The organism is Microcoleus sp. OTE_8_concoct_300 (assembly GCF_031383065.1).
Lineage (GTDB): Bacteria > Cyanobacteriota > Cyanobacteriia > Cyanobacteriales > Microcoleaceae > Microcoleus.
This window is the reverse complement of record NZ_JANMZH010000860.1, coordinates 1-11,092: the sequence shown is the minus strand read 5'-3', so window position 1 is coordinate 11,092 and position 11,092 is coordinate 1. Positions and strand designations below refer to the sequence as shown.

General features: G+C 44.4%; 12 protein-coding genes and 1 pseudogene. 9 read left to right on the top strand and 4 right to left on the bottom strand.

Annotated features, from left to right (window positions below; all coding sequences use genetic code 11):
- Positions 1–281: 281 nt before the first annotated feature.
- Positions 282–1,076 (top strand): annotated as a pseudogene (locus ACUVJL_RS37735) (ion transporter); the annotation flags it as partial.
- 192 nt (positions 1,077–1,268) lie between these two features.
- On the opposite strand, the gene ACUVJL_RS37730 reads toward ACUVJL_RS37735, so the two are convergent.
- From ACUVJL_RS37730 to ACUVJL_RS37720, 3 genes are all read right to left on the bottom strand, one after another.
- A complete protein-coding gene (locus tag ACUVJL_RS37730) occupies positions 1,269–2,003 on the bottom strand; it encodes an energy-coupling factor ABC transporter ATP-binding protein (RefSeq protein WP_445250489.1) in 735 nt (244 codons plus the stop codon).
- Positions 2,004–2,548: 545 nt separating this feature from the next.
- The gene (locus ACUVJL_RS37725; protein ID WP_445250488.1) at positions 2,549–3,205 is read right to left on the bottom strand and encodes an energy-coupling factor transporter transmembrane component T family protein; all 657 of its coding nucleotides are present in this window, start codon (positions 3,203–3,205) and stop codon (positions 2,549–2,551) included.
- Positions 3,198–4,124 (bottom strand): energy-coupling factor ABC transporter permease, encoded by a 927-nt coding sequence (locus tag ACUVJL_RS37720; RefSeq protein ID WP_445250487.1) that lies wholly within the window; start codon positions 4,122–4,124, stop codon positions 3,198–3,200. The genes ACUVJL_RS37725 and ACUVJL_RS37720 overlap by 8 nt, the downstream gene beginning before the upstream one ends.
- Between ACUVJL_RS37720 and ACUVJL_RS37715 the strand changes: the two genes are divergently transcribed.
- The 5 genes from ACUVJL_RS37715 to ACUVJL_RS37695 all read left to right on the top strand — a co-directional run bounded on the left by ACUVJL_RS37715 (position 4,119) and on the right by ACUVJL_RS37695 (position 7,548).
- Positions 4,119–4,259, top strand: a complete 141-nt coding sequence (locus ACUVJL_RS37715; RefSeq protein WP_445250486.1) for a hypothetical protein — start codon at positions 4,119–4,121, stop codon at positions 4,257–4,259. The genes ACUVJL_RS37720 and ACUVJL_RS37715 overlap by 6 nt on opposite strands.
- Before the next feature lie 492 nt (positions 4,260–4,751).
- On the top strand, positions 4,752–5,021 hold the full coding sequence (locus tag ACUVJL_RS37710) for a hypothetical protein (protein ID WP_445250485.1): 270 nt from the start codon (positions 4,752–4,754) through the stop codon (positions 5,019–5,021).
- A gap of 304 nt (positions 5,022–5,325) precedes the next feature.
- Complete coding sequence (locus ACUVJL_RS37705; protein WP_445250484.1) at positions 5,326–5,646, top strand: hypothetical protein; 321 nt, start codon at positions 5,326–5,328, stop codon at positions 5,644–5,646.
- Between the two features lie 116 nt (positions 5,647–5,762).
- Positions 5,763–6,197 carry a ferritin-like domain-containing protein gene (locus ACUVJL_RS37700; protein WP_445250483.1) on the top strand — a complete coding sequence of 145 codons (435 nt, stop codon included), beginning with the start codon at positions 5,763–5,765 and terminating at the stop codon, positions 6,195–6,197.
- 406 nt (positions 6,198–6,603) lie between these two features.
- On the top strand, positions 6,604–7,548 hold the full coding sequence (locus ACUVJL_RS37695) for an FTR1 family iron permease (protein WP_445250482.1): 945 nt from the start codon (positions 6,604–6,606) through the stop codon (positions 7,546–7,548).
- Between the two features lie 357 nt (positions 7,549–7,905).
- Here ACUVJL_RS37695 and ACUVJL_RS37690 read toward each other — a convergent pair whose 3' ends face one another.
- Positions 7,906–8,082, bottom strand: a complete 177-nt coding sequence (locus tag ACUVJL_RS37690) for a hypothetical protein (protein WP_445250481.1) — start codon at positions 8,080–8,082, stop codon at positions 7,906–7,908.
- Between the two features lie 169 nt (positions 8,083–8,251).
- Here ACUVJL_RS37690 and ACUVJL_RS37685 point away from each other — a divergent pair, with 169 nt between their 5' ends.
- The 3 genes from ACUVJL_RS37685 to ACUVJL_RS37675 all read left to right on the top strand — a co-directional run bounded on the left by ACUVJL_RS37685 (position 8,252) and on the right by ACUVJL_RS37675 (position 10,860).
- A complete protein-coding gene (locus tag ACUVJL_RS37685) occupies positions 8,252–8,989 on the top strand; it encodes a response regulator transcription factor (protein WP_333127239.1) in 738 nt (245 codons plus the stop codon).
- A gap of 1,046 nt (positions 8,990–10,035) precedes the next feature.
- Positions 10,036–10,233, top strand: coding sequence for a hypothetical protein (locus ACUVJL_RS37680; protein WP_445250480.1), 198 nt, complete (start codon positions 10,036–10,038; stop codon positions 10,231–10,233).
- Positions 10,234–10,344: 111 nt separating this feature from the next.
- Positions 10,345–10,860 carry a transcriptional repressor gene (locus ACUVJL_RS37675; protein ID WP_445250490.1) on the top strand — a complete coding sequence of 172 codons (516 nt, stop codon included), beginning with the start codon at positions 10,345–10,347 and terminating at the stop codon, positions 10,858–10,860.
- Positions 10,861–11,092: the final 232 nt, after the last annotated feature.

The window sequence follows — 11,092 nt, the reverse complement described above, 5'->3', positions numbered from 1 at the left end:
CCAATTTAATGTGAAGTTGCATATATTTCGATCCCCCTAAATCCCCCTTAATAAGGGGGACTTTGACCAAGCTCTTGTCCCCCCCTCCCGCGGGGGGTTAGGGGGGATCAGATTCTATGCAGCCTCATATAAAATTGGTATTAGCCGACGATGTGATTATTACTTCCTTAATATTTTTAAACCTTACAGCTTTTATTGCTTCCACTTCCCCCAAATTTTCCCTAGGATACCAACTACTTTTTGAATATATCGAAATTATTTCCTCTTGAGTCTTCACACTAGAATATGTTTTGAGGATGTGGGTGTGTACCGTCGATCGCAAATACAGCCACCCCATTTGGGGAAGACTTAAATACGCTCTCACACCGCTGAGCATGATCGACTTGATTTCTATTTTACCCTTTTACTTATTGTTGTTATTCCCCAATTTAAGATTTGTTTATATAATTAGCATTTTGCGCTTATTACGCTTGATAAAAATCAGCAGGTATTCTGAGTCAGTGCGAACTTTGGGTTCAGTCTTATACGCTAAAAAAGAATAATTACTAGCTACCGCTTTTGCCGTTTTTATCTTATTAATTTTTGCATCTAGTCTCATGTATTTGGTGGAATCATCAGCCCAGCCTCAATCTTTTGGGAGCATCCCAGATGCAATGTGGTGGGGAGTTGTGACTCTAACTACTGTAGGTTACGGCGATATTTATCCGATCACTCCTATCGGCAGATTTTTAGGCTCAACATTAGCATTTTTGGGCATCGGAATTTTTGCTTTGCCTGCGGGGATAATTTCTTCGGGTTTTGCCGAGGAAGTGCAAAGGAGAAAGCAGGAAAGAATGGCGGCAAATTTAGAGCAATCTGCGAATTATCAATCGGTCAAAAGGCTGGCGGAAATCGAGGTCGGCTTTGATCAAAAACAAAGGGCGATCGCACTTCATATCGAAATTTCATCCGATTTGATGAAAATGTGTGTTCAAACGGCGAAACAGAAATTAGGAAGTGATTTTCAAAATGAACAAATTCTTTGCAGTTTAGCTATTCATCTGTACAATGAGGCCGTTCGCAAATTCGATCTGTAATTAGAGCTAGATATTATACCTATTGCAAAAATCGCCAACCATCTTGAAATTATCTGCGTTGCATCTGCGGTTTCCCGATACCTCAAATATTTATGAGTAATAAGTCTATTACCCTTCACATCACATACTGTAAAATCACCCCTATCGGGTTTGTAGAGAGGAATAAAATCCTCACTACAAACCAATAAATGATTACCAATCTGGCGGCAAATTGTAATATTCTAGAGTTGATTTATCTGCCAGCAAATCTTTAGTTTTTCTGTCAATTTTAATCTCCCCATCCGCCAAAACTAACGCCCTTTGAGTCGTTTTCCCAATCCAATTTAAATTGTGAGAAGCGATCAAAATTACCTCGATCGGCAATTGGGACAAAACAGACGCCAAGTGACGCCGCCACGAGGGATCGAGTCCGTTAGTCGGCTCATCTAAGATTAAAATTGCCGGTTCTAATGCTAAAATTGCTGCCAAGGCTGCTAACCTTCTTTGACCTCCCGAAAGTTCGTGAGCCGAACGGTTGGCAAATTCTACTAAACCGAATTCGTCTAATAGCGATAAAGCTCGATCGCGCGCCACACCCGGCGGCACCCCATAATTGCGCGGCCCGAACATTACATCCTCCAAAATAGTCGGCATAAATAGCTGGTCGTTAGCATCTTGAAAGCAAAATCCAATCAGCCTGCGCGCCTGGGATAAAGTCGCCGGTTCCAGCTTTTTTCCCTGCACTCTAATCTCGCCGGATTGAGGGATTTTTAATCCGATTAAGTTTTCCAGCAAAGTGCTTTTACCAGCACCTGTCAGCCCCAGTAGAGCAACTCTTTCTCCCGGTTGCAAAGTAAAAGAAATTCCTGCCAATACTGGTTGTTGCTGCGGATAGCCGAATACTAAGTCTTGCACTTCGATTGTTGGCACTGATTGAAGATTAGTCATCCGATTTGAGATTTGAGATTTTAGATTATCGAAGAATTGCGACCGCGAATAAATCCGTTCGCAGGTCGATCGGACGCTACGCTACTGCCCAGCGGGTTGCTCTCGTAATTTTACTTGATTGAAATCAAAAAAAGAGCCATTTTTTTTAGGGTTAAACCCTTGACTCTCAGCATTTAATCAAGTACCATTAAATAATGGGAGTGGGGGCATTTTTCTTTTATTTGCCACCACTCCCATTATTTAAAATATACCACAAAAAACCCAGCCAAGTCAATAGGTAATCCTTCTATTTTAGGGCCAAGCAGTTATTGACAGTAACCTAGAATTATTGATTCCGAATCAATAGGAAACAATATGAAAGTTTTTTTACCACAGATAAACAGAGATAAACACTTCAGAAATTGCATCAGCGTGCATCCGTGTTCATCCGCTGATATCTGCGGTAAAAAACTTCCAATCTAACTATACCACTCCCCAAATAAGTTAGGACAAATTATGGTAGAGAGGACACAGCTATCATCCTATAATCAATAACCAATAACCACTTAGAAATTACCATAAGAAGCTATGGTTAAGCCGGCAGCCATTAACATAGTTATTGTCAGCCAGAGTCGCTCTTTAGGTGTAGATTTTGAGTCAGCGGGCAAACTTCCTTGATATCCCCGAATTAGCATGGCTGCGTGTACTCTTTCTGCCCGATCGAGACTTCGCAAATAGAGCGCTCCGATCATGGAAGCACTGGCGTAACGCAGCCATCCTCCGGCGCCGGACAAGCCTCGGAGTTGGGCGGATACTTTCATGCGGTTGACTTCGGCCAGCAGGATTTCTAAGTATTGCCCCGTTAAAAGTACAATTTCTTGCAAACCTGCTGGTAGGGGTAATCCTTTGAGGGCGATTCCGAAACTGTGGGGTGGCAAAGTTAGCAGAAAACTGTTCATAATTAGCAGGCAAATTAGGGAACGCAGCAACAGAAAACTGGCGCGTTCCCAACCTTGGGGCAGCACTAATAAGGAGAGAAAAAGCAATTCTGCTCCCAACAGGTGCGCTAGGGTTCGCATCGGAGCCCTGAGCCAAAACGACCAAAAAAGTGCGATCGCCCCATAAATTCCCAGCCACAGCCAAGCGCCAGTCTTCATAAAACCAATGCCGATGACAATTGTCAAAGACAGCCGCAATCGAAAAGGTATGGAGAGTTTAGACATCTTTAGGTTTTACCAACTGAGCAATGCCAAACGCCGCACCGAAGCTGAAGGCAGACCCTAAAAGTCCAGCAATGCTAGTACCAATAGGCTGTTCTTCTAATCCTTGAACTGTGTAATCTGCTAAAGGAGTAGGATTTTCGATCGCCACAGCTTCTTTATCTTTAAAGCCGTATTTTTCTGCTACCGCTTCTAACCCGTCAGGCCAACTTGAAGCAAACAGCGAAAGCACCCCCGAAATTAATAAAACTCCGATTACAGGCACTACCCATTTCTGCAATTGTGGCTGTTCTCCCGGCAGTAAATCCGGCCGCACTTTGACGAGATAAGTTAAAACGCCGCCTGTAATTACCCCTTCGCCAATCCCAATTAAAATATGTACGCCTACCATTCCTGGCAATGCGATATTGAGCGCTACTGTACCAGAAATTGCGAGTTCGATCGCAACACAAATAGAAGCAGCAACGACACTGAGGCCCGCGGCTAGGCCCGCGGCTAGGGGCAAACGATTTCGGGAACCTCCCAAGAGTTGTTGCAACGGCTGCAACAGCCACCAGCCTACCCAAATGCCAACTAGCCCCATGTTAAAAATATTGGCTCCCAGGGCGGTGATGCCCCCGTCGGCAAACAACACGCTCTGAATTATAAAAACCGTGCTCATTGCCAAAGTTGCCGCCCAAGGGTTCCCCAAAACGACGGATGCCAGCGCCCCTCCCAACAAGTGCCCGCTGGTGCCACCTGCTACGGGAAAGTTAATCATCTGGGCTGCAAACACGAAAGCTGTGGTTAAGCCCATGATTGGGGCTTGTCGGAGTCCAAGACTCGCGCGGGTTCGATTCAGGGCAACTGCAATTACTGCTGCACTTGCTATGCCGGTGGCAATGGCTACTGGCGGTGAAAGAAAACCATCAGGTATGTGCATTCATGTATCCCAAACGAGAGAAGTTCCAGCCCTTTAGTCAACTATTTTTTACAAAAATTTACCATCCCCTCTGGGGGCATTGGTGCGATCGAGCGATCGGGGGATTGGCGGCGGGCGATCGCTTATTCGCTATAGATTAGCGCCTCAGGGGCGGAATTTTGAGGAGGAGAAATTTTACATTAAATAATCCTGAAGAATTATTCGGATATTTTACCGACAACCCGCACCGAGAAGCTTTTTAATAAAAATTATCAATAATTGTTGACAGATTCACACGCAAAATGTATCCAGCGTCAAGCTAAAAAAAGAATATTAAAACAATATAAAGAATCAACAGAAAATATCTCATTAATTTTATTTTATTTCATGAGAATAAATTTTATTAATTTTTTTACAGCAGCAGCAGCGAAATTGCCCTAAAGCTAGTGAAACCCCAATTCTTGCGTGTTCTAGAAAGGAAAAAGCCCAAATTATTGCGATTGAATATAGTTAGCAGTAGGTTTGCAGTTGTTGCCCGCGCCAATGTGCGATCGGCTATGCCCGAACGAGGTGCATTATCAAGAAATTCAAAATACTAATGCACTTATTCTCAAGTAATTTTCCGGACAACCTACAGGAGGTTTGCCAGTGGTGCAACACTCAACCGAAGACTCAACTACCGATGTAGTTCCATCTGAATTTCCCAAACAGTTAGATATCGCTCAAGTTTCTGTCTACGGACTGAGCTTTTTCTCCGCTGGTTTATTTCAGTTTTTACCTCTAGTTAACCTACTGCATCCGAGCCCTTGGCAACGATGGATAAGAACCATTCACGGCATGGGTGCAATGTACGCATTACTGTATCGGAGTTTTGACTCTTTTCTTTATGACTTTTCCCATCGCCATGTGACGCGTTAGCCAAAAAGAAAAGTTTCCCGGTTTTCATGTCAAGTCTTTCACAATCGAGGGGCAAAGTCCCGTTAATGCTGTTGCTAATGCTGTTGCTAAGGGGCTGGCCCAACCAGCTATTGCCAGTAGCAGTGCGCTTCCGGCTGCAAATAATTCCTATTTAGCTCTTGACAGCTAAAAAAAGCTGTTTCACAAGTCTTCAGAGGTTGTACCTTTCACTAATATGTCTACTGAAACGGCTATGGCGAGTAGCCCTAAAGATGAGACTGTCCAAGCTGTACCTGTATCCGCAGGCTAGCAGGAAGTTCAGGCGGTGGATGGAACTAATCAGACAGCAGAAATTATCGATCGCCTAAAACTACATGAGTTAGCTCTAAAACTCTACGATCACATCGATCGAAGTTGGCAAACTAGCCCTACCTTCACTCAAAATCTAGTCTATACGGTCAGCGTCAGTCAAGATGGAGCGATCGGCAATTTCGAGCCCCTCAATCAACCAGCCAAGGATTACATCCCAGAAACTCCTTTGCCAAATCTGCTCAAATCTTCCGAAACTAGCAGCAACAGTGCAGCACCAGTCGCTAAATTTACTGTAGTGTTTGCTCCTATTGGAACCTTAGAAGTTAACCCGTAACTCACATACAACATCTCTCCGGTAAGGTGCGCCATCAGCACCTTACTTTTCATTTTTAACTTAAATGTGATATTATAAACAACGCCCTCTAAGGCATTCTACATCTAAAACAACAAATGAAAGAACTTGACGAAAAAAAAACCCAAGAACTGCTATGCACCATCATGGAATGGGAACTAGCAGGTGTCGTGCGCTACACCCACTATTCACTAATGGTGACAGGGCCAAACCGGATTCCCATCGTGCAGTTTTTTAAAGCACAAGCAACGGAATCCCTACTCCACGCCCAACAAGCAGGAGAAATTCTCACCGGTTTAGAGGGGCATCCCAGTCAGAAAATAGCTCCCATCGAAGAAACCTACAAACACGCCGTGAAAGACTTGTTGGAAGAAAGTTTAAATCACGAGAAAAAAGCGCTCAAGAAGTATAAATCTTTACTTGAAGTCGTGACAGACTCCAGCGTTTATTTGGAAGAATATGCCCGCAATCTGATTGGACAAGAAGAATTGCACCAAGTAGAACTGAAAAAAATGCTGCGGGATTATAGTTGATTTAATCATTAGTTAGTTGTTATTAGTCAATACTTCGGACAGTTTCATTGCCCATCGGGGGGCTAGAAACCCGGTTTCTACGAATTTTGCGACGAGTCATGAGAAATCTAGGAAGAAACCGGGTTTCTGAGGTCTGCGTCCCTCCGCCCCCGCTTGCGTTTTTATTTCGTAGCATCACACCCTTGATTTTCACTTCGCCTGATAGTGTACTTCCTAAGCGTTGCTTGCAGCTGGAGCGCCCTGAAACCCTTATTCTCAGGTTGGCAATCAAAAACTGTCCGAAGTGTCGATTGATGATTGGTGATTGGTTAGTTGTTAGTTGTTAGTTGTTAGTTGTTATTTCCAATTACCAGTGACCAATGCCCCATGTATATGCCCCATACCCCATACCCCATAATTATAAAAAATGAATTTTAGTGAAGCGTTACCGACTTTTTTAGTTACCCTGCGCGAAGGCGTAGAAGCCGCCTTAGTCGTCGGAATTGTACTAGCTTGCTTGAAAAAAGCCGAGCAAAGTCACCTCAATTCTTGGGTTTATGCCGGTGTCGCAGGCGGCATTGCTGCTAGCGGTATTGTGGGTGTTATATTCAATGGATTGCTCGCAGCACTATCAACATCCGAGCAGCCTTACGCACCAGTAATTAAACAGCTATTAGAGGGCGTGCTGGGAATTGTGGCGATCGCAATGCTAAGCTGGATGCTAATTTGGATGACTCAGCAAGCGCGCTTTCTCAAAGCTGAAGTTGAAGGAGCCGTTACAGCAGCTTTGACAGAAAATACCAATGCTGGCTGGGGCGTATTTGGCTTAATTTTTATTGCGGTACTGCGCGAAGGTTTTGAAACAGTTTTATTTGTCAGCGCTCAGTTTCAACAAGGTGTGAGTCCGGCTTTGGGAGCTTTGGGCGGTTTGACTGGGGCGGCAATAATTGGGGCACTACTGTTCAAGTGGGGCGTAAAAATTGATATCCGCCTGTTTTTCAAGTTTATGGGGATTTTGTTGCTGTTAATCGTAGCAGGTTTGGCAGTATCGGCGCTGAAACATTTCGATCAAGCCGCTGGGATTTTGTCGCAGATGAATAGCAAGTATGCAGCGATTTGTTTTTATTACGATCGCCTCGCACCAGTCCACTCTTGTATCTTAGGCCCGATGGTGTGGAATGCAGCGTCCAGTTTGCCCGATCGGCAATTTCCGGGAGTGATTCTCAAAACACTGTTTGGATACAGAGATCGACTTTATCTCGTCCAAGCGGCTGCTTACACAATATTCTTAGCCACCATCGGCCGTCTTTATTTCCAAAAATTAGGCTCTCAGGCGACAGTTTCCCCAAAAAATACTCAGTCGGCTCAATAATCAACTCTTTCTCAGTAGTTGTGTCGGCTATGGTTACAGATTATTTCCCTGCTTTCACTGCTTCTGAGGAAAAAAAAAATTGGCTGATTTTCCCAAATCGGCCCAAAATTTTAGGGTTTTGGGATAGACTCTTTGACATTTGTATGATATTATTTAATAATGGGAATAGTGCTTTTTTTGAAAATAAATAGTTAGATTTCTATTATTTAATAATACAGTCAATAGCTAAAAAAAGCAAGGGCTAACCCTCAAAAAAAACAAAATTTTTCTCAACATCACCAAGTTTATAAATCACAAGTTGTAGAGTGGGCGATCGTCGAAAATATGTAACTCGCAGAGAGCCGAAGTTGCTGGTAGTCAGGCCCGCAAAGGTGTCGATCGAGAAGAGGGGCGATGACCCACTACCAGCAAACAAACCCAGGATGCCTCTAAAATCTCAAATCCCATCATCAATCGTCGCCACAGAAATCGCGCCCGCAAACTAAAAATCAACCCCAGCCCAGATTTCTGGCGAACAGTCTTTCTGATAGCCACTGAAGGCGCTTATAATTAATACAACAATTTTTACATAGCTCAAAAAGTTCTTAATCAACCTTATAATTCTTAAATGAAGCTTAAAATTAAAAAATTGCTTGTTAAAGTTACCTGGAACCCCCAGAAGGCTGTAGCCTCCCCCATCTGGTTAGCGGTGAGATAAATAATGATGCCTCGGATACTTGTTATTGATGATGACGCGGCGATCGCCGAACTCGTAGCCGTCAACCTAGAAATGGCTGGCTACGAAGTCACCCAGGCCGAAGACGGCATCAAAGGTCAGGCACTGGCCATACAACTGCTGCCCGACCTGATCATGCTAGACCTGATGCTGCCTAGAGTAGACGGATTCACAGTGTGTCAGCGGTTGCGGCGCGACGAACGCACAGCCGACATTCCCGTCTTGATGTTGACCGCCTTAAGTCAAACTCAAGACAAAGTAGAAGGCTTCAACTCCGGCGCCGACGATTATCTGACCAAACCCTTTGAACTAGAAGAGATGCTGGCGCGAGTGCGAGCCTTGCTGAGGCGCACAGACCGCATCCCCCAAGCTGCCAAACACTCAGAAATCCTGAATTACGGCCCCCTGACCCTTGTCCCCGAAAGGTTTGAAGCTGTTTGGTACGTTCAGACAGTCAAACTAACTCACCTAGAGTTCGAGTTGCTGCACTGCTTGCTCCAGCGCCACGGTCAGACAGTCTCTCCCAGCGAAATTCTCAAAGAAGTCTGGGGTTACGACCCCGACGACGACATCGAAACTATTCGCGTACACATCAGACACCTGAGAACAAAAATGGAACCCGATCCCCGCCATCCTCGGTACATCAAAACCGTATACGGGGCGGGTTATTGCCTGGAGTTGCCCAACAACGAGCAAGTAGCTGAGGAAACCAAATCCTCTGCTTGAGCTAGCGCGCCAGATGCAACAAGCAGTTAAAAATCCCGCTATAAAAGCCTGAAAGCATTTGCTCTCAGGCTTTGTTGTTTGGAGTTTGAGTTGACACTCAAGCGGTCTGAAGAAACACTCGATTCTTGAAGAGACCAGAATCTGACCTTCAAAGGCATTGTCAATCTACCTCCTTACGCTCAAAACAACTATCTTTCGATGCTGCAATAACCCTTACTTTTAATATGCTTTCCGAGTTCATCACGCTTGCCAAATACTGTACGCTCCCCACCCTGCAATTACTTGCTCTTTTTGTGTTGCCTCTCAATAGGCGTACTAAGTAGCCGGGATTTCGCCTTACTAGGGATGGTTCAACACGTATAGCGGTTCTCAAAAAAGTGAGGTATGCCCTATGCCCTATGCCCTATGCCCTATGCCCTATGCCCTATGCCCTATGCCCTATGCCCTATGCCCGCGAGAGCACCTCATGTTACTGAGAAAGGCTATAGATGATTATTCCTACTTGCATTCTGCATTCTAGCAAAATACGAAGGGGATTAAAATCCCACGAGTCGCTTTCCTATCAGGTCTAAAGACGCGCTCGTTTCCCACTTACCGCGAGGTCTCTATGAATATGTCAACAAGTAGGCATTAACTCTCTTGATTCTGAAAAAAACAATCCCGCACCCCCGGTAACCCCACTTTTATAGAAGCTTGGCCAGAGGAAAGTACCGGATTTCTGTTTCCACCTTCTCTTTTCTCAGAGGATTAAATAGCTACTTAAACAATACTCTAGCCTTAATAATACTCTTTATCAATAAATTCTGAATTCTTCCTTGAGGTGCTATTTTTCCTAACGGGAAGCCAACTTCCGAGAGAGCGCCCAAAACAGTCATAAGCTTGATATCACAATGTTTTTTACTATTCAGTGACATATTTGAACTCAGATTAGTGAAAATTTTTATCAAATACCCCTTGACGAAACTACTAAAATTGTTGATTATTTATATCAATAACCTGCAAGCGCTTAAAACTCAACAGACATCTTTCTCAAGAGGTAAATCGCCGTGACAAGCAAGGCCACAAAATCCTTCCCAGCCGAAGGAGAATCTTTTCCCTGGTGGGCCCGCAACGCCCGCTTAACCAACCTGGACGGCCGTTTGCTCGGTAGCCACCTCGCCCACGCCGGCCTCATCGTCCTCTGGGCGCGAGCCCATACCCTATTTGAGCTTTCCCGCTTCAACCCAGAATTGCCCATGTACTAACAACGCTTAATCCTGTTGCCAAACCTAACCAGACTCGGCTTGGGCGTTGGTGCGGGAGGCAAAACAGATAATCCAGTAAAATTCCCGTTCAACTTTTTTATTTTTTACGACATGAATTTATACAGCGCTAACTCACTCAAAGTCGAACTCAATCAGAGAGGCTGCCGCCTGACTCCCCAGCGAGAAACTATTTTGAGCGTCTTTCAAAGTCTGCGGCAAGGAAATCATTTGAGTGCGGAAGAATTATACAAGACTTTGCAGAATCAAGGAGAAAGAATTGGCTTATCTACTGTCTACCGAACCCTGCATTTATTAGCAAGGATTGGGATTCTGCGTGAACTAGAATTAGCAGAAGGACACAAACATTACGAACTGAATTTGCGGGAATTGCACCACCACCACCATCTGGTTTGTATTCAGTGTCACAAAACCTTTGAATTTAGCGATGAATCGATTTTAAAAATTGGCAAAAAGCAAGTTGAAAAAGCTGGTGTAGAACTGCTTGACTGTCAATTAACTGTGCGTGTTGTTTGTTTGGAAGCGCTGCGGGAGGGATGGCCTTCTTTGCTGCCGAGCAATTGGTCGTGTCCGAGATATCATGCGGAAATTGAGGAGGAAATTAGTTGAGTTGGATGAAATACACTTCGGCAGTGGGGAATTGGTAATTGGTAATTGGTAACTTTTTAACTCAGGTACGACCCTAGCGTTGCCAGGAATGTTAAGCTGTTCAGCATCTAAAACGCATATTGTATGGTATAATATGATAATTTTCCGAGAAAGTCAATGCCTACTAAAAACTTCCTCAGTTCTGAAACAAAGGAAACTCTGCAACAAGCATTAAAAGACCATGAGCATCCAG